Source organism: Georgenia sp. Marseille-Q6866 (genome assembly GCF_965111665.1).
This window is the reverse complement of record NZ_CBCOOR010000014.1, coordinates 92,451-108,824: the sequence shown is the minus strand read 5'-3', so window position 1 is coordinate 108,824 and position 16,374 is coordinate 92,451. Positions and strand designations below refer to the sequence as shown.

The 16,374-nt window shown below is 73.8% G+C and carries 18 protein-coding genes; 7 read left to right on the top strand and 11 right to left on the bottom strand.

What is annotated here, in order from left to right; genetic code table 11:
* Window positions 1-60: 60 nt before the first annotated feature.
* Together ACWPXV_RS12950 and ACWPXV_RS12945 are read right to left on the bottom strand one after the other, a co-directional pair.
* On the bottom strand, window positions 61-1,926 hold the full coding sequence (locus ACWPXV_RS12950; RefSeq protein ID WP_454085589.1) for a glycoside hydrolase family 15 protein: 1,866 nt from the start codon (window positions 1,924-1,926) through the stop codon (window positions 61-63).
* Between the two features lie 41 nt (window positions 1,927-1,967).
* Entirely contained in the window at window positions 1,968-3,056 is a 1,089-nt protein-coding gene (locus ACWPXV_RS12945) for a pyridoxal-phosphate-dependent aminotransferase family protein (protein WP_454085588.1), read from the bottom strand.
* A 58-nt stretch (window positions 3,057-3,114) separates the two neighbouring features.
* On the opposite strand from ACWPXV_RS12945, the gene ACWPXV_RS12940 reads away from it, so the two are divergent.
* Both ACWPXV_RS12940 and ACWPXV_RS12935 read left to right on the top strand, forming a co-directional pair.
* Entirely contained in the window at window positions 3,115-3,639 is a 525-nt protein-coding gene (locus ACWPXV_RS12940; protein WP_454085587.1) for a 2'-5' RNA ligase family protein, read from the top strand.
* A gap of 25 nt (window positions 3,640-3,664) precedes the next feature.
* Window positions 3,665-3,865 carry a hypothetical protein gene (locus ACWPXV_RS12935; RefSeq protein ID WP_454085586.1) on the top strand — a complete coding sequence of 67 codons (201 nt, stop codon included), beginning with the start codon at window positions 3,665-3,667 and terminating at the stop codon, window positions 3,863-3,865.
* Window positions 3,866-3,876: 11 nt separating this feature from the next.
* Here ACWPXV_RS12935 and ACWPXV_RS12930 read toward each other — a convergent pair whose 3' ends face one another.
* The 3 genes from ACWPXV_RS12930 to ACWPXV_RS12920 are packed head-to-tail and all read right to left on the bottom strand — an operon-like array spanning window position 3,877 to window position 6,480.
* Window positions 3,877-4,890 (bottom strand): NAD(P)/FAD-dependent oxidoreductase, encoded by a 1,014-nt coding sequence (locus ACWPXV_RS12930; RefSeq protein WP_454085585.1) that lies wholly within the window; start codon window positions 4,888-4,890, stop codon window positions 3,877-3,879.
* A gap of 1 nt (window position 4,891) precedes the next feature.
* The gene (locus ACWPXV_RS12925) at window positions 4,892-5,428 is read right to left on the bottom strand and encodes an isoprenylcysteine carboxyl methyltransferase family protein (RefSeq protein ID WP_454085584.1); all 537 of its coding nucleotides are present in this window, start codon (window positions 5,426-5,428) and stop codon (window positions 4,892-4,894) included.
* Window positions 5,425-6,480 (bottom strand): type III polyketide synthase, encoded by a 1,056-nt coding sequence (locus ACWPXV_RS12920; protein ID WP_454085583.1) that lies wholly within the window; start codon window positions 6,478-6,480, stop codon window positions 5,425-5,427. Before ACWPXV_RS12920 ends, ACWPXV_RS12925 begins: the two co-directional genes overlap by 4 nt.
* Window positions 6,481-6,509: 29 nt before the next feature.
* Here ACWPXV_RS12920 and ACWPXV_RS12915 point away from each other — a divergent pair, with 29 nt between their 5' ends.
* Window positions 6,510-7,313, top strand: a complete 804-nt coding sequence (locus ACWPXV_RS12915) for a UbiA family prenyltransferase (protein WP_251839264.1) — start codon at window positions 6,510-6,512, stop codon at window positions 7,311-7,313.
* 1 nt (window position 7,314) lies between these two features.
* Here ACWPXV_RS12915 and ACWPXV_RS12910 read toward each other — a convergent pair whose 3' ends face one another.
* Complete coding sequence (locus ACWPXV_RS12910) at window positions 7,315-7,833, bottom strand: DinB family protein (protein WP_454085582.1); 519 nt, start codon at window positions 7,831-7,833, stop codon at window positions 7,315-7,317.
* Between the two features lie 71 nt (window positions 7,834-7,904).
* Between ACWPXV_RS12910 and ACWPXV_RS12905 the strand changes: the two genes are divergently transcribed.
* On the top strand, window positions 7,905-8,405 hold the full coding sequence (locus ACWPXV_RS12905) for a flavodoxin family protein (RefSeq protein ID WP_454085581.1): 501 nt from the start codon (window positions 7,905-7,907) through the stop codon (window positions 8,403-8,405).
* On the opposite strand, the gene ACWPXV_RS12900 is transcribed toward ACWPXV_RS12905, so the two are convergent.
* A complete protein-coding gene (locus ACWPXV_RS12900; protein WP_454085580.1) occupies window positions 8,402-9,412 on the bottom strand; it encodes an aldo/keto reductase family protein in 1,011 nt (336 codons plus the stop codon). The two genes, ACWPXV_RS12905 and ACWPXV_RS12900, sit on opposite strands and share 4 nt — an antisense overlap.
* 125 nt (window positions 9,413-9,537) lie before the next feature.
* On the opposite strand from ACWPXV_RS12900, the gene ACWPXV_RS12895 reads away from it, so the two are divergent.
* The 3 genes from ACWPXV_RS12895 to ACWPXV_RS12885 are packed head-to-tail and all read left to right on the top strand — an operon-like array spanning window position 9,538 to window position 12,257.
* On the top strand, window positions 9,538-10,533 hold the full coding sequence (locus ACWPXV_RS12895; protein WP_454085579.1) for an ABC transporter substrate-binding protein: 996 nt from the start codon (window positions 9,538-9,540) through the stop codon (window positions 10,531-10,533).
* Window positions 10,534-10,539: 6 nt separating this feature from the next.
* Window positions 10,540-11,466, top strand: coding sequence for an ABC transporter permease (locus ACWPXV_RS12890; protein WP_307784942.1), 927 nt, complete (start codon window positions 10,540-10,542; stop codon window positions 11,464-11,466).
* A gap of 2 nt (window positions 11,467-11,468) precedes the next feature.
* Complete coding sequence (locus tag ACWPXV_RS12885; RefSeq protein ID WP_251839259.1) at window positions 11,469-12,257, top strand: ABC transporter ATP-binding protein; 789 nt, start codon at window positions 11,469-11,471, stop codon at window positions 12,255-12,257.
* A 3-nt stretch (window positions 12,258-12,260) separates the two neighbouring features.
* Here the strand turns inward: ACWPXV_RS12885 and ACWPXV_RS12880 are convergent, their stop codons facing one another.
* From ACWPXV_RS12880 to ACWPXV_RS12865, 4 genes are all read right to left on the bottom strand, one after another.
* The gene (locus ACWPXV_RS12880) at window positions 12,261-12,647 is read right to left on the bottom strand and encodes a pyridoxamine 5'-phosphate oxidase family protein (protein ID WP_251839258.1); all 387 of its coding nucleotides are present in this window, start codon (window positions 12,645-12,647) and stop codon (window positions 12,261-12,263) included.
* A gap of 70 nt (window positions 12,648-12,717) precedes the next feature.
* Window positions 12,718-13,152: an aminoacyl-tRNA deacylase gene (locus ACWPXV_RS12875; RefSeq protein ID WP_454085595.1), complete on the bottom strand. Its 435-nt coding sequence runs from the start codon at window positions 13,150-13,152 to the stop codon at window positions 12,718-12,720.
* Window positions 13,153-13,190: 38 nt separating this feature from the next.
* Window positions 13,191-15,575: a glycoside hydrolase family 65 protein gene (locus tag ACWPXV_RS12870; protein ID WP_454085578.1), complete on the bottom strand. Its 2,385-nt coding sequence runs from the start codon at window positions 15,573-15,575 to the stop codon at window positions 13,191-13,193.
* The gene (locus ACWPXV_RS12865) at window positions 15,572-16,306 is read right to left on the bottom strand and encodes a beta-phosphoglucomutase family hydrolase (protein WP_454085577.1); all 735 of its coding nucleotides are present in this window, start codon (window positions 16,304-16,306) and stop codon (window positions 15,572-15,574) included. The genes ACWPXV_RS12870 and ACWPXV_RS12865 overlap by 4 nt, the downstream gene beginning before the upstream one ends.
* Window positions 16,307-16,374: the final 68 nt, after the last annotated feature.

Below are 16,374 nucleotides of genomic sequence, written 5' to 3'. Positions count from 1 at the left end.
GCCGCCGCAGACAGGCCATGCCGGACACCCCGACCTTCTAGGCCGCCACGGCCGGCCGCGTCAGCCGGAGTCGCGGGACCCCTGGATCGCGTCGGCAGCGCGGATGAGGCCGAGGTGGCTGAAGGCCTGGGGGAAGTTTCCCGCCAGCCGCCCGTTCTCCGGGTCGTACTCCTCGGCGAGAAGTCCCAGGTCGCTGGAGTAGCCAACGAGCTGGGCCATCATCCGCTCGGCATCCTCCACCCGGCCGCTGTGGGCGTACTGCTCCACCAGCCAGAACGCGCACAGGAGGAACGGGTACTCCTCCCCCTCCAGCCCGTCCATGCCGGCCTCGGTGCGGTAGCGGTGCACCAGCCCGTGCTCGGCGTCGAGGAGGTCCTCCTCGACGCGAGCGACCGTCCCGAGCATGCGGGGGTCGTCGTAGGCGATGTACCCGGTGTGGGGCAGCTGAAGGAGCGAGGCGTCCACCTCGGTGCCGTCGTACGTCTGGGTGTAGGAGTTCAGCTCCGCGTCGAAGCCGTGCTCCTCGATCTCCTCCGCGAGCCTGGCGCGCAGCTCGCGCCACCGTTCGACCGGGCCGTCGTAGCCGTGCTCCTCGACGGCGCGGACACCGCGGTCGAAGGCCGCCCACATCATCACCCGGCCGTGGGTGAAGTAGTGCGCGTCCCCGCGCATCTCCCAGATGCCGTGGTCCTTGCGCTCAAAGTTCTTCTCGCAGTAACGCAGCAGGCTCTTCTGCAGCCCCCACGTGTAGGTGTCCTCGGCGACGCCCGCCTCGCGCAGCTCGTGGAGGGCGATCATCACCTCGCCGACGACGTCGGCCTGGTACTGGTCGGCCGCACCGTTCCCGATCCGCACGGGGCGCGAGTCCTCGTAGCCGGCCAGGTGGTCGAGCTCGAGCTCGGTGAGCTCCCGCTCGCCACCGAGCCCGTACATGATCTTGATGTCGTCGGCGTCGCCGGCGACGGCGCGCAGCAGCCAGTCCCGCCACAGGGAGGCGCCCTTCGTGAGGCCGTGCGCGATCGCCACCTCGATGGTGAACGCCGCATCACGCAGCCAGGTGTAGCGGTAGTCCCAGTTCCGTACCCCGCCGAAGTCCTCGGGGAGCGAGGCGGTGGGGGCCGCAACGATCCCGCCCGTGTCGATGTGCGTGAGGGCGCGCAGCACGAGCAGGGACCGGATGACCATCTGGGTGTGGTCGGTGCGTACCTCGAGCTGGGAGGCCCAGTCGCTCCAGAACTCGATGGCCTCGGCGAGCGCCTGGTCGGCGTCCGGCGGCTCCGGCGGGTCCTCGTAGGAGGGGAACCAGGTGAGGTCCCAGTCCAGCGTCTCGCCCTCGCGGAGGGAGAAGGTCCCCACCAGCCGGGGCGCACGCGTGCCCTCCTCCTCCCCGTCCCCGTGGGCGCCGGGCTGCGCGGAGCCGGCGTCGTCCTGCTCGTCAGTGCCGTCGGGCCAGTGGAGGAGCGGCCCGGTGATGAGGATGCCGTCCGGTCCCGCGAGCGACAGGAGCGCCGGCGTGCCGTCCTTCTCCTCGATCTGCCGGGTCCACGGCGTGGAGCGCGCGTAGTCGAAGCGCAGGCGCAGGTCGTGCTCCACCTCCACCTCGCCCTCGAGGCACTCCACCCGCCGCACGAGGTCGCCCTGGGTGGTGCTCGGCGGCAGGAAGTCGGTGACGCGGGCGCGGCCCGTGGGTGTGCGCCACGTCGTCTCGAGCACGAAGGTCTGCGGCAGGTAGCGCCGCTCGACGACCTCGCCGTCCACGGCGCGCAGCAGCCAGCGGCCGTCGTCCTCGTCGCCGAGGAGCGCGCAGAAGACGGCCGGGGAGTCGAAGCGCGGCAGGCAGAGCCAGTCGATGCTCCCGTCCCGCGACACGAGCGGGCCGGTGCGGAGGTCGGACAGGAGGGCGTACTGCTCGAGTGGGGTGCTCATCCCGTCCCATTCGAGCCCATGTCAACGCCGCTCGCATCCGCTCAGCGGCGCAGCACGTCCCCGAGGGCCGCGAGAACGAGGGCGACGGCGTCGTCGTCGGCGTTGGGCCCCATGAGCCCGATGCGCCACACGCTGTCCGCATACCGCCCCGCCCCGGCGCCGATCTCGATGTCGTACCGCTCGAGCAGCTCCCGGCGCACGGCGGCGGCGTCCACGCCGTCGGGGACGACGACGGTGGTGAGCTCGGGCAGCCGGTGCCCCTCCGCGGCGAAGAGCTCCAGGCCCATCTCCTGCAGGCCGTCCTGCAGCCGCCGGCCCGCGCGCTCGTGCCGCGCCCACACCGTCTCGAGGCCCTCGTCGAGTATCCGCCGCAGCCCGCCGTGGAGGCTGGCGACCATCGCCGTCGGCGCGGTGTGGTGGTAGGTGCGCGCCCCGCCGGTGGTGCCGCCGACGTACCCGCCGAGCAGACCGAGGTCGAGGTACCAGGATCGCGGCGTCTCGACCCGCCGCGCGAAGGCGCGGTCGCTGATCGTGAAGGGCGCGAGGCCCGGGGGCACGCCGAGGCACTTCTGCGTGCCGGCGTAGCCGATGTCGATGCCCCACTCGTCGGCGCGCAGCTCGATGCCGCCGATGGACGTGACGGCGTCGACGAGGAGCAGCGCCTCGCCCTTGAGCTGACCGAGGGCGGCGACGTCGGAACGCACCCCCGTGGACGTCTCGGCATGGACCATCGCGACGATCGTCGGGGCGGGGTGCGCGGCGGCGACGCGCTCGACGTCCACCGGCTGCCCCCACTCGTGCTCCACGCGCACCACCTCGGCGCCGCAGCGCCGGGCCACCTCGCACATCCGCTCCCCGAAGAGCCCGTTGACGGCGACGACGACGACGTCGCCCTCGTTCACCGTGTTGACGAAGGCGGCCTCCATCCCGGCCGAGCCGGTGGCCGACAGCGGCAGCGTGCGCGCGTTCTCCGTCTGCCAGACCTCGCGCAGCATCGCGCAGGTCTCGTCCATGACGCGGATGAACTCCGGGTCGAGGTGCCCGAGCAGCGGGGCCGCGAGCCCCGCCGTCGCCTCGGGATAGGGATTGGTGGGGCCGGGACCGAGGAGGTGACGGGTGACGAGGGGCATGAGACCTGTCTATCCCCGCCGCCGCCGGGGCACAAGGCACCCGTAGCTTGGACCGACCATGGCTCTCGCCGTCTGCCTGCTCCCCGACCCGGCGGACGAGCGTGCGCTCGTGCGGCTGTGGCGGCGGGTCGAGGCCGCCGGCGTGCCGAGCATGGCCACCCACACCCACGGCGCGCACGTGCCGCACCTGTCCTACGCGGTGCTGCGGACCTACGACGTCACCGCCGTGCACGACGCCGTCGCGACGCTGCCTGACGGCGGCCCGCTCACCCTCCACCTCAGCGCCGTCGCCACCGCGCCGCGCGGGCGGGTCTGGCTCGTGCCCGCGGCGTCCGCCGAGCTCGTCCGTCGGCAGCGGGCGGTGGTGGAGGCGGTGACCGCGACGGGCGCCGAGCTGCACCGCCACTACGTGCCCGGCCGCTGGCTGCCGCACCTGAGTCTCGTGCCCCGCGCCCGGCTCGCGGACCTGCCGGCGGTCGCCGACGTCGCCTACGCGGTCCTGCCGCTCGAGGTGCACGCCACCCGGGCCGCCCTCATCGACAGCGCGACCGGCGAGCGCTGGCCGCTCCGCACGCTCCCCTGAGGGCCCCGCCGCTAGTGTCGGGGACGTGGACAGCGACGACGAACGCAGCTACCTCAAGGCGATGCTCGTCGTCACCGTCGCCCTGGGCATCGTCACCGCCGTCGTCGCGGTGCTCGTCGCGATCTTTCCCGGCGGTGGTGCGGACGACGAGCCGACCTCCCCGGGCACAACGGCCTCGGCGGCCCCGGGGTGGACGGTGCCCGACGGCGCCCCGCCCGGCCCGTAGGGCGGGGACGATCAGCCGCCGACGGCGTTGACGGCCGCGGCGAAGACGCGCGGCAGCCGCTGGGCGGCGGGGACGAGCAGCGGCCGGGCCGGTGAGGCGCCGACCGTGAGCAACGTCTGGGTGAGCAGCCGGTGGCGACGCACGATGCGGCGCCACTCCCGCTCGTAGCCGGCCGGGTCCCCGGCGACGACGGACCGCACTGCCGCCTGCGCCTGGGCGAGCGCCAGGCTGATGCCCTCCCCCGTCAGCGCGTCGACGTAGCCCGACGCGTCCCCGACGAGGAGGACCCGCCCCTCCACCCGCCGCCGCGAGGCCTGCCGCAGCGGGCCGGCGCCGCGCACGGTGGAGGCGGGCTGAGCATCGGCAAGCCGCGCGAGCAGCTCGGGAAACTCGGCGAGCTGCTCCTCGTACGGCGCGCGCCGGGAGGTGAGGATCGCGACGCCCACCTCGTCGTCGGCCACCGGCGTCACGTAGGCCTCGCTGTGCGCGGCCCAGTGCACCTCGACGTGGTCGGTCCACGGCGCCAGGCGCACGTGTCGCCGCAGCCCGTAGCGGGCCGGGCCGGGGGTCCGGGCCTCCAGGCCCAGGGCGCGGCGCAGCGGGGAGTGCAGCCCGTCGGCGACAACGACGTACCCCGCCGTCTCGCCGTCGACGACGACGCCGCCCGGCTGGTTCCGTATCTCGCGGACCCGGCCCTGCTCGATCCGCACGCCGGCGTCGAGCACCGCCTCGCGCAGCGCGCGGTGCAGCTCGGTGCGGCGGACCCCGCGCCCGGCCGGGCCGCGGAAGCGGGTCTCGGCGCTGCGGCCGGGCACGCAGTAGCGGATCCCGACGATCTCCCGCCCGGCCGGCCGGACACCGAGCACCGCGAGGTGGGCCACCCCGGCGGGCATGACCCCCTCCCCGCACGCCTTGTCGACGACGCCGGCCCGCAGCTCCCGCACGACGACGCTCAGCCCCGCCGCCGCGGCGTGCAGTGCCGTGGCCAGCCCGGCCGGGCCGCCACCGGCGACGACGAGGTCCACCTCAGCGACCCGCCGGCACCGCGGTGGCCAGGGCCCGGTTCTCGGTGCGGATCCGCACCGTGAGGAGCGCCGCGTTGGCCACCGTGAAGACGAGGGCGGTGATCCAGGCGTCGTGGACGAGGGGCAGCGCGAAGCCCTCGACGACGACGGCGACGTAGTTGGGGTGCCGCAGCCACCGGTGGCGGTAGGGCCCGCGGGCCACGAGCGGCAGGTCCGGCACGACGATGACGCGGGTGTTCCAGCGCGGCCCGAGCGTCGTGATGCACCACCAGCGCAGCGCCTGGGACCCGAGCGCGAGCGCGAGCATGACCCACCCGACGGCCGGCACGAAGGGCCGGTCGGCGACCCACACCTCGACGAGGCAGCCGACGAGCAGACCGGTGTGGAGCACGACCATGACCCGGTAGTGCCCGGCGCCGCTCTCCTTCCCGCCGCGGGCAAAGGCCCAGCGGGCGTTGCGCTTGGCGACGACGAGCTCGGCGAGCCGCTCGAGCGCGACCGCGCCGATGAGCACCGTGAACAGGACCTGCGACGTCATCTGGCCTCCAGGAGAACCATCTCGAGACTGAACCCCGGGCCCATCGCCATCATGAGCCCGTGGCTGCCGGGGGCGGGCTGTGCGTCCAGCGCCGCCCGCAGGATGTGGAGCACCGACGCCGAGGAGAGGTTGCCGACCGTCCGGAGCGACTCCGTCGTCAGCGCGAGCGCCTCCAGCGGCAGGCCGAGGGTCTCGGCGAGCGCGTCGATGACCTTGGGGCCGCCCGGATGGCACACCCACCACCCGATGTCGGCGACGGTGAGCCCGTGCTCGGCGAGGAAGGCGACGACGTCGGCCCCCACGTTGTCGCGGACGAGGTCGGGGACCTCGGCGCCCAGGACGATCCGCAGCCCCGTGGAGCGCACGTCCCAGCCCATGACGTCCTGCGTCCCGGGGTAGAGCCGGCTCGCGGCGGCCACGACCCGCGGCAGCCCCGCCGTCGCGACGCCGCTGGAGGTGGCGAGGACCGCGCCGGCGCCGTCGCCGAACAGGCCGCTCGCCACGAGGTTCGCGCCCGAGGCGTCCCCCCGCTGGACGGTGAGCGAGCACAGCTCGACGCTGACGAGTGCACCGACCGTGCCCGGCCGGCCCGCCAGCAGGTCGTGCAGGCGCGCGGTCCCCGCGGCGCCGGCCATGCAGCCGAGCCCGACGATCGGCAGCCGCACGACGTCCCGCCGCAGCCCGACCTTCTCGGCGATGCGCGCCTCCAGGGACGGCACGGCCAGGCCGGTGATGGTCGTGGAGACGACGAGGTCGAGCTCCTCCGGGGCCAGCCCCGCGGAGTCGAGGGCCCGGGTGAGCGCCTCGGCGCCGAGGTCGACCGCGGCGGCGATGAAGGCGTCGTTGGTCTGCCCGAAGTCGAGGAGCTCGGCGTACTGCTCGAGCGGCAGGGCCACGTGGCGGGCGTCGACGCCGCAGCCCGCGTGGATCCGCCTGATGAGCCGCTCCCCGCGCTCGTCCAGGCCGATGATGTCGACGAGCGCGTCGGTCAGCTCGCCCTGCGAGTAGCGGTACTCGGGCAGCACCGGCTCGACGGCGAGCAGCTCAGTCACAAGCCGAGAGTACGGGCTAGCCTCCACGGGTGCCCGTCATCGCCGCGCTCGCCCGCGCCAGCCACCCGGCGCCGACCGTCGTCGTCACCGCGCTGGCCGTGCTGCTGGCCGTCGGCGCGGGCCACGGGCCGGGCGGCACGCTGCTCGTGGGCCTGGCGGTGCTCACCGGCCAGCTGTCGATCGGCTGGTCCAACGACCTCCTCGACGCCGCCCGTGACCGGGCCGTCGGGCGGGCCGACAAGCCGCTGGCGACGGGGGCGCTGAGCACGCGGGTCGTCGCGGTCGCGCTCGGCCTCACCCTGGCGGCCACCGTCGCCCTCTCCCTCGCGCTCGGGCCGGGCGCAGCGCTGGCGCACCTGCTCCTCGTCGGCGGCGGGTGGGCATACAACCTCGGCCTCAAGTCCACGGTGGTCTCCTGGCTGCCCTACGTCGTCGCCTTCGCGGCGCTGCCGGTGGTGCCGTGGCTGGCGCTGGACCCGCCGGTGCTGCCGCCGTGGTGGATGCCCGCCGTCGGTGGTCTCCTCGGCGCGGGCGCGCACGTCGTCAACGTCCTGCCCGACCTCGCCGACGACGCCGCCACCGGGGTCCGCGGCCTGCCTCACCGGCTCGGGGCACGCGCCTCGGGGGTGCTCGCCGTCGTCGTCCTCCTCACCGGCACGGCCGTCGCCGTGCTGGGGCCGGACGGCCCGGTGCCGGCGTGGGCGTGGGCGGTGCTCGCCGGCGCCGGGGTGCTCGCCGTCGTCTCCCTCGGGCGGCCCGGCCGCGCGCCGTTCTACGCCGCGATGGCCATCGCGCTGGCCAACGTCGTCGTCCTCCTCGTGCGGGCGGCCTGACTCAGCCGCCGACGTCGTGCAGGTGGTGCAGGACGTCGTGGAGGAAGTACTGGCTCAGCGTGCGCACCGTGAAGGGCGAGCCGTTGCTGCGCAGCCCGGCGCGCTCCCACCGCTCCTCACCGACGGAGTCGAAGTCCGCCCCGACGGCGCGCGCGTTCGCGGCCAGCTGCTCCGCGACGGCGGCCGGATCCTGCTCGCCGTACCGGCCCGCGACGGCCGCGGCGTCCTGGTCCCAGTTCGGGAAGGTCGGGTCCTCCTCGGTGAGGATGAGGTGGAGCCGCTCGCGGAACACCGCGCACACGTCCCGCACGTGAGCCGCGTACTCCAGCGGTGACCACGTGCGCTCGTCCGGGCGCCGCGCGACGTCGGGGCGGCGCAGCACCGCCTCCCAGCGCACGACGGCGTCCTCGAGCACCTGCGCCGTCGTCGCCGGGGTGTGGGCGGCTGCCTCGGTGCCGCACTCGGGGCAGGGGCGCTCCAGCACCCACGTCCAGTCCTTGGTGTCCGGGTCGATCGCCATGCCCGGCATCGTCCCGCGCGCAGCGAGAGGCGTCCAGTAGCCTCACGGGACCACCGCGGGAGGGAGACGACATGAAGGCGCTCGTCGTGTACGAGTCCCACTTCGGCAACACCGGCCGGGTGGCGCGGGCCGTGGCCGAGGGGCTGCGCAGCGGCGCCGACGTCGAGGTGCTCGACGTCGCGGACGCCCCGCCGCTCGGTGAGGTCGACGCCGACCTCCTCGTCATCGGCGCCCCCACCCACGTCCTCGGCCTCAGCCGGCCGGACTCCCGCCGCGAGGCGATGGAGCGCGCCGGGGACGAGGAGGAGCCGCGGCCGGGCATCCGCGAGTGGCTCGAGGACGCCGGCGAGCTCACCGTGCCGGTCGCCGTCTACGACACCCGCACCCACGAGTCCAAGCTGCCGGGGAGCGCCGCCCGCGCCGTCGTGCGGCGGCTGCGGCAGCGCAAGGTGCCGGTGGTGGCACCCCCGGAGCACTTCGCCGTCCACGGCAGCGAGGGGCCGCTGGCCGACGGGGAGGAGGAGCGCGCCACCGAGTGGGGGCGCGAGCTCCTCATCCTCCCCGGCGCCTAGGCGAAGCGCGTTTCCGGGACGTTCGTCAGGGACGGGTCGCGCACGACCGAGTCCCCGAGGATCTCGTCGATCCGGGTGAGCACCTCGGCCGGCAGCTCCACCCCGGAGGCCGCGACGTTCTCGGCGACCTGCTCGGGGCGCGAGGCGCCGATGATCGCGGCGGAGACGCATGAGTTCTGCAGCACCCAGGCGACGGCGAGCTGCGCCATCGACAGGCCCAGCTCTTCCGCGACGGGACGCAGCTCCTGGACGCGGGTGAGGAGGACGTCGTCGTGCACGTCGCGGTCGATGAACCGGGCGCCGCCGGCGGCGTCGGTGGCCCGCGAGCCCTCCGGCACGGGCTGACCCGGGCGGTACTTGCCGGTGAGGATGCCCTGCGCGACCGGGGAGAAGACGATCTGCCCGATGCCGAGCTCGCGGGAGGCCGGCACGACCTCCTCCTCGATGACCCGCCACAGCATCGAGTACTTCGGCTGGTTCGAGACGAGCTGGAAGCCGAGCTCGCGGGCCAGGGCGTGGCCCTCGCGGAGCTTGTCCGCCGGCCACTCCGAGACGCCGATGTACAGGGCCTTCCCCTGGCGGACGATGTCGGCGAAGGCCTGCATCGTCTCCTCGAGCGGGGTCTCGACGTCGTAGCGGTGGGCCTGGTAGAGGTCGACGTAGTCGGTGCGCAGGCGGCGTAGGGACCCGTCGATGCCGTCGCGGATGTGCTTGCGGGACAGCCCGGTGTCGTTGGGGCCCTTCTTCCCGATGGGGAAGTAGACCTTGGTGAAGATCTCGAGCTCGTGGCGCGGGACGCCGGCGAGCGCGTCGGCCAGCACCTCCTCGGCGCGGGTGTTGGCGTAGGTGTCGGCAGTGTCGAAGCTCGAGATGCCGGCGTCCAGCGCGGCGTGGACGCAGCGCGTGGCGACGTCGTTCTCCACCTGCGACCCGTGCGTGAGCCAGTTGCCGTAGACGATCTCCGAGATCTTGAAACCGCTGTTGCCGAGGTACCTGTACGCGACCATGGCCACAACCTACCCGTGGGTGCCGACACCACACGTCACCCACCGCCTGAGACGGCGTTCTCATATACCGGTCACGTCCAGTACGCTTCGACGACGCGAAAACGTGCCCCTGGAAGGACCTCCCGATGACGCGCACCTCCCTCCGTCTGGCCGGCGCCCTGGCCGCCTCCGCCCTCCTCCTCGCCGCCTGCGGGAACGACGACGGCGTGTCCGAGGACGGCACCGGCTCGGGCGACGACGCCCGCACCTACTCCGTCGGCGTCACGCAGATCGCCGCGCACCCCTCGCTCGACGCCTCCCTCGTCGGCTTCAAGGCCGCCCTCGAGGACGCCGGGCTCGACGTCGAGTACGACGAGGAGAACGCCCAGGGCGACCAGTCCACCGCCATCTCGATCGCGAGCGGCTTCGCCTCCGCCGGGCACGACCTCGTCCTGGCGATCGCCACGCCCACCGCGCAGGCGGCCGCGCAGGCGATCACCGACGTCCCGATCCTCATCACCGCCGTCACCGAGCCGGAGGCCGCGGGCCTCGTCGACAGCTGGGAGGCGCCCGGTGCGAACCTCACCGGCACGAGCGACCTCAACCCGGTCGCCGAGCAGCTCGGGCTGCTCGCCGAGATCGCGCCGGACGCCCAGACCGTCGGCATCGTCTACAGCTCCGGCGAGGTGAACTCCGAGGTGCAGGTCGAGCTGGCCCAGGAGGCCGCCGCCGAGCTCGGCCTGGAGGTCGAGACGGCCGCGATCACCAACTCCGGTGAGGTGCAGCAGGCCGCCGACTCCCTCGACGTCGACGCCTTCTACGTGCCCACCGACAACACCGTCATCCAGTCCTTCGAGGCGCTGCTCCAGGTGGCCGAGTCGAAGTCGATCCCGCTCGTGTCCGCCGACGGCGACACCGTGGAGCGTGGCGCGATCGCCACCTACGGCATCGACTACGAGCAGCTCGGCTACCAGACCGGTGAGATGGCCGTCCGCATCCTGCAGGACGGCGCAGACCCGGCCGAGATGCCCATCGAGACGCTCACCGAGTGGCCGCTCGTCGTCAACCCCGCCGCCGCCGAGCGGATGGGCGTGACGCTGTCCGACGAGCTCGTCGGGCGCGCCGACACCGTCATCGAGTAGCACCCCGTGTCCGCACTACCCGCAGCCGTCGAGCTCGGCCTCATCTACGCGGTGATGGCGCTGGGGGTCTACCTGACCTTCCGGATCCTCAACTTCCCCGACCTCACGGTGGACGGCAGCTTCACCACGGGCGCCGCGACCGCCGCCGTCCTCATCACGGGCGGCACCCACCCGGCCCTCGCCACGCTCGCCGCGGGCGCGGCGGGGCTGGGGGCGGGCGTCATCACGGGCCTGCTCCACGCGAAGGGCGGGATCAACCCGCTGCTCGCGGGCATCCTCACCCAGATCGGCCTGTACTCGATCAACCTGCGGATCATGGGCGGGGCCAACGTGCCGCTGCTGCGCGAGGACACGCTCATCACGCCGCTGCGCGAGAACGGCCTGCTCGGCGGGGCCGCGGCGATCGGGATCTTCGCGGCGATCGCGCTCCTCGTGAAGCTCGCCCTCGACTGGTTCCTCCACACCGACACCGGCCTGGCCCTGCAGGCCACCGGTGACAACGAGGCGATGATCCGCAGCTTCGGCGTCAACACCGACCGCACGAAGATCCTCGGCCTGGCCGTGTCCAACGGGCTCGTCGGCCTCGCGGGTGCGGGCGTCGCCCAGTACCAGGGCTTCGCCGACATCTCGATGGGGATCGGCCTCATCATCGCCGGCCTCGCCTCTGTCATCCTCGGCCAGGCCGTCTTTGGCTCGCGGGTCATCGTCATCTCGACGCTCGCCGTCGTCCTCGGCTCGATCCTCTACCGAGTGGTGATCCAGCTCGCCCTCCAGGTGCCGTGGCTGGAGGCCAACGACATGAAGCTCGTCTCCGCCGTCCTCGTCGTCACCGCGCTGCTCCTGCCGCGGTGGGGCGTGTTCCGGCGGGTGGGCGCCCTGCGCTCGCTGCGCCGCACGGCAGCGACGACCACGACGCCGGCCGGAGGCCAGTGACGATGCTCGCGATCGACTCGGTCACCAAGACCTTCTTCCCCGGCACCCCGAACGAGCGGGTCGCGCTCGCCGGGATCTCCCTGCGCCTGGCGCCGGGCGAGTTCGCCACCGTCATCGGCTCCAACGGCGCGGGCAAGTCGACGCTCCTCAACACCGTCGCCGGCCGGATCAGCCCCGACTCGGGCACCATCACCGTCGACGGCGACGACGTCACGCGCCTGCCCGACCACCGCCGCGCCGCGCACGTGGGCCGCGTCTTCCAGGACCCGCTCGCCGGCACGGCCCCGGACATGACGATCGAGGAGAACCTCGCGATCGCCTACGCCCGCGGCAAGACGCGCGGCCTGCGGCTGGGGGTGACCCGCACCAAGCGGGACTTCTTCCGCACCGAGCTCACGTCCCTGGAGCTGGGCCTGGAGAACCGGCTCAAGATGAAGGTCGGCCTGCTGTCCGGCGGTCAGCGCCAGGCGCTGTCGCTGCTCATGGCGACCTTCAGCGAGCCGAAGATCCTCCTCCTCGACGAGCACACCGCGGCCCTGGACCCCCAGCGCGCGGACCTCATCACGCGGCTCACCGCCGAGGCCGTCGAGCGCCACCACCTCACCACGCTCATGGTCACCCACAACATGGACCAGGCCCTGCGGGTGGGCACGCGGCTCATCATGATGCACGAGGGCCGGGTGGTCGTCGACATCTCCGGCGAGCGCAAGGAGCGCGCGACGGTCCCGGACCTGCTCAGCGCCTTCGCCCAGGCCGGCGCCGGCCTCGACGACCGCACGCTCCTCCAGTAGCCCTCAGCGCTGCACCCGCCGGCCGGTGACCGTCGTCATCGGCACGGCGACGGGCACGGTGGACGGCAGGTCGGCCCAGACGTCCGCGTCCGGGGCCCCGGGGTTGACGAGCGGGTCGCCGACGAGGTGCGCCCGCCCGGTGACGGTCACCGACCAGCCGGTCCGGGCCTCCTCGTCGAAGTGGCCCGCTGCGAGGGTGATGAGCCGCCCTTCGGCGACGGCGGTGAGCGAGCGGCCGTAGACGCTGTGGACGACGATCTCGGTGCCGTGCACGGCGAAGTTCACCGGCACCATGTGGACGGCGCCGTCGGCACAGTGGGCGAGCCAGGCCACGGACACCTGCTCGAGCAGGCGGCGGCAGGCGCGCGGTCCCAGGACCTCGAGCGACATCTCGACTCCCGTCGGCGGGTTTCCAGCATCCCACCGACCGCTCCCCGGCGGGCCGGGTTGCGCGACGGTGTCAGGCGGGCTCGGTGACGTCGGCGACCTGGGCGCCCAGCGCCGTCACGAGGGCGGCGCCGTCGACCGTCACGGCGACGCCGTGGGCACCGGCCCCGATCGAGACGGTGCCCCGCACCCGCTCGTCGGCGATCACCGGCCAGGCGCGCAGCGCACCGAAGGGCGTGATGGTGCCGCGCTCGTAGCCGGTGACCTCCCGGGCCGTGGCGGCGTCGGGCATCGACACGCGGTTGACCCCGAGCAGCGTCCGGAGCCTGGGCCACGAGATCGTCCGGTCCCCGGGGACGAGCACGAAGAGGTAGTCCTCCTCCGCGCGCCGCACGACGATCGTCTTGATGATCGCCGCGGGCTCGACGCCGCGGGCCGCGGCGGCCTCCTCCAGGCTGCTCACCCGTCCGTGCCGCGTGACGGTGTGAGCCAGGCCGGCGGCCTCCATCGCGGCGACGGCCTCCGCCTCGCCCGGGCCAGCGGTGCTCACGACGCGCTCCGCGCGACCGAGAGCGGGTCGCGCCCGGCCGGCCGCGGGGTGCGGCCCACCGGCTGCGGCGGCGCGGGCAGCAGCGGCTCGCGCCGCTGGACCGGCCGCGTCACCGGCTGCCCGGCGCGCACGAGCACCTCCTCGTCGTAGACCTGCATCGACATCCCCTCCCCGTTCCCGCTCAGCAGCGTGCACGTCACCTCGTCGTGGGTCGCCTCCACCTGGACCGCCATGCCGTGCCAGAGCACGCGGAAGGCCAGTCGCGTCACCGAGGCCGGCAGCGCCGGCGCCACGCACAGCTGGTCCCCGCGCTCCCGCATCCCGCCGAAGCCGTCGACGAGGGCCGTCCACGCCCCGGCCGAGGAGGCGATGTGCAGGCCCTGGTCCGTGTTGCCCTGGAGGTCGCGCAGGTCGACGAGCGCCGCCTCGTGGAGGTAGGCGTGGGCGAGGTCGAGGTGGCCGACCTCCGCGCACATGACGGCCTGCGTGCAGGCCGACAGCGAGGAGTCCCGCACCGTGCGGCGCTCGTAGTAGTCGAGGTTCCACGCCTTGTCCTTGGCGGTGAACTCCTCACCGCACCAGTGCATGGCGAGGACGAGGTCGGCCTGCTTGACCACCTGCTTGCGGTAGAGCTGGAAGTAGGGCGCGTGGAGCATGAGCGGGTAGCGCGTCTCGCCGTCGTGGAAGTCCCACTCCCCGTACCGGGTGAAGCCCTCGCACTGCGGGTGGACGCCGAGCTCGGCGTCGTAGGGGATGTGGACGGCGGCGGCCGCGGCCCGCCACGCCTCCCGCTCGTCGTCGTCCACCCCGAGGGCGACGGCGATGTCCGGGTTGCGCTCGCACGTCGCGTCCGCCGAGCGCAGGTTCCGCGCGGCCATGAGGTTGGTGAAGACGTTGTCGTCGATGACGGCGGTGTACTCGTCGGGGCCGGTGACGCCCTGGACGTGCCACGCGCCGGAGCGGTCGTGGTGGCCCAGCGACATCCACAGGCGGGCCGTCTCGACGAGCACCTCGGCGCCGCACTCACGGTCCAGGCTGTCGTCGCCGGTGGTGAGGCGGTAGTACTCGAAGGCACGCGCGACGACGGCGTTGAGGTGGAAGGCGGCGGTGCCCGCCGGCCAGTACGCCGAGGTCTCCTCCCCCTGGATGGTGCGCCACGGGAAGGCCGCCCCGGCCAGCCCGAGGGTGGCGGCGCGCGCGCGGGCGAGGTCGAGCGTCGAGGCGCGCCAGCGCAGCGCGTCCGCGGCGGCGCCCGGTGCCGTCATGACGAGGACGGGCAGGACGAAGCCCTCGACGTCCCAGAAGGTGTGGCCGTTGTAGCCCGTCCCGGTGAGGGCCTTGGCCCCGATCGCCCGGCCCTCGGCCCGCGCCCCGGCCTGCAGCACCTGGAAGAGGCAGAAGCGCACCGCCTGCTGGAGGATCGGGTCCCCGTCGACCTCGACGTCGGCCGAGCCCCAGAAGTCGTCGAGGTAGGCCCGCTGGTCGCGGACGAGGGAGTCCCACCCGGCGTACCGCGCGCTGGTGAGCGCGGCGGCCACCTGGTCACGCAGCGCGTGCTCGCTGCGGGTGCCCGACCAGCCGTAGGCGACGTTCTTCACCACCCGCAGCCGTTCCCCGGGCTGGAGGACGGTGACGACGGTCGTGCGGGCCCAGTCCTCCCGCGCCTCGTGCTCCACCTCGTACTGGTGCGGGCACTCGATGTCGTGGTCCATCCCGGCGGCGACGAGCAGCCCGCTCGTGCGGGTGCGGTGGAGGAGGATCGCGCCGTCCTGCTCGACGTCCTGGGCGACGGCGGCGAGCGGGTCCTGGAGCGCGGCGGCCACGCGCGGGTCGCCGTCGTCGGCCTCCGGGGGTGCCTCGTTGGCGACGAGCTGGGACTGGACGATGACGCGCGCCGGCCCGTCGACCGGCTCCACCTCGTACTCGATGGCGGCGACGGCCCGGTGGGTGAGGGAGACGAGCCGGGTGGAGCGCACGACGACGCGCCGCCCGGCCGGGGAGATCCACTCGGTCTCGCGGCGCAGGGTCCCGGCGCGCAGGTCGAGGACGCGCTCGTGGGAGACGACCTCGCCGTAGCGCATGTCGAAGGGCTCGTCATCGACGAGGAGGCGGATGAGCTTGCCGTTGGTGACGTTGACGATCGTCTGCCCGGACTCGGGGTACCCGTAGCCGCCCTCGGCGTAGGGCAGCGGGTGGTGCTCGAAGAAGCCGGACAGGTAGGTGCCCTGCTGGTCCACCGGCTCGCCCTCGTCAAGGTTGCCCCGCATCCCGAGGTGGCCGTTGGACAGCGCGAAGAGTGACTCCATCCGCCCGAGCGTCTCGAGGTCCAGGCCGCTCTCGCGCAGGCACCAGGGTTCGACCGGGAGGGTCGGACCCGTCACAGGAGCTCCTCGAGGTCCGCGACGACGACGTCCGCGCCCTGCTCCCTCAGTGCGTCGGCCTGCCCCAGGCGGTCGACGCCGACGACGTAGCCGAAGCCGCCGGCCCGGCCCGCCGCGACGCCCGCGAGGGCGTCCTCGATGACCGCGGCCTCCGGCGGGGTCAGCCCGAGGCGACGGGTGGCCTCGAGGAAGGTGTCCGGCGCCGGCTTGCCGGGCAGGTCGAGGGCGTGGGCGACCGAGCCGTCGACGAGGACGTCGATGCGGTCCTCGAGGCCCGTGACGTCCAGGACGAGCGCCGCGTTCGCGCTGGAGGAGACGACGGCGCACGGCAGTCCCGCCGCCCGCGCGGCGTCGAGGTAGCGCAGCGAGCCGGGGAACACCTCGACGCCCTCGGTCGTGATGAGCTTGAGGACGCGCTCGTTCTTGCGGTTGCCGATGCCGTGGAGGGTCTCCCGCTCGGGGCTGTCCGCGGGGGTGCCGTAGGGCAGGGTGATGTCGCGGCTCCCGAGGAAGTCACGCACACCGTCGACCCGCCGCTTCCCGTCGACGTGGGCGGCGTACTCGGCCACCGGGTCGAAGGGGACGAAGGGCTCGCCCGTGCGGGCGGCGTGGTCCCGGAGGAACTCGTCGAAGGTCTCCGTCCACGCCCTGGCGTGGAGGTCGGCGGTCCGGGTGAGGACGCCGTCGAGGTCGAACAGGAGGGCACGCACGCTGTCGGGTAGGCCGAGCACCACTTCTCCCTTCGCTTGGAGGTCCGCCCCAGCCTTACAGGCTTCGCCCGGACGCGCGCCCCGTTGGG

Coding starts and splice junctions, on each gene's coding strand:
- ACWPXV_RS12885 (WP_251839259.1), top strand. CDS start 11,469: ATGCTCGCGATCGACTCGGTCACCAAGACCTTCTTCCCCGGCACCCCG.
- ACWPXV_RS12910 (WP_454085582.1), bottom strand. CDS start 7,833: ATGGCGATCGACCCGGACACCAAGGACTGGACGTGGGTGCTGGAGCGC.
- ACWPXV_RS12925 (WP_454085584.1), bottom strand. CDS start 5,428: ATGACGTCGCAGGTCCTGTTCACGGTGCTCATCGGCGCGGTCGCGCTC.
- ACWPXV_RS12900 (WP_454085580.1), bottom strand. CDS start 9,412: ATGGTCGCGTACAGGTACCTCGGCAACAGCGGTTTCAAGATCTCGGAG.
- ACWPXV_RS12940 (WP_454085587.1), top strand. CDS start 3,115: ATGGCTCTCGCCGTCTGCCTGCTCCCCGACCCGGCGGACGAGCGTGCG.
- ACWPXV_RS12895 (WP_454085579.1), top strand. CDS start 9,538: ATGACGCGCACCTCCCTCCGTCTGGCCGGCGCCCTGGCCGCCTCCGCC.
- ACWPXV_RS12905 (WP_454085581.1), top strand. CDS start 7,905: ATGAAGGCGCTCGTCGTGTACGAGTCCCACTTCGGCAACACCGGCCGG.
- ACWPXV_RS12945 (WP_454085588.1), bottom strand. CDS start 3,056: ATGCCCCTCGTCACCCGTCACCTCCTCGGTCCCGGCCCCACCAATCCC.
- ACWPXV_RS12875 (WP_454085595.1), bottom strand. CDS start 13,152: ATGGAGGCCGCCGGCCTGGCTCACACCGTCACGCGGCACGGACGGGTG.
- ACWPXV_RS12950 (WP_454085589.1), bottom strand. CDS start 1,926: ATGAGCACCCCACTCGAGCAGTACGCCCTCCTGTCCGACCTCCGCACC.
- ACWPXV_RS12880 (WP_251839258.1), bottom strand. CDS start 12,647: ATGTCGCTCGAGGTCCTGGGACCGCGCGCCTGCCGCCGCCTGCTCGAG.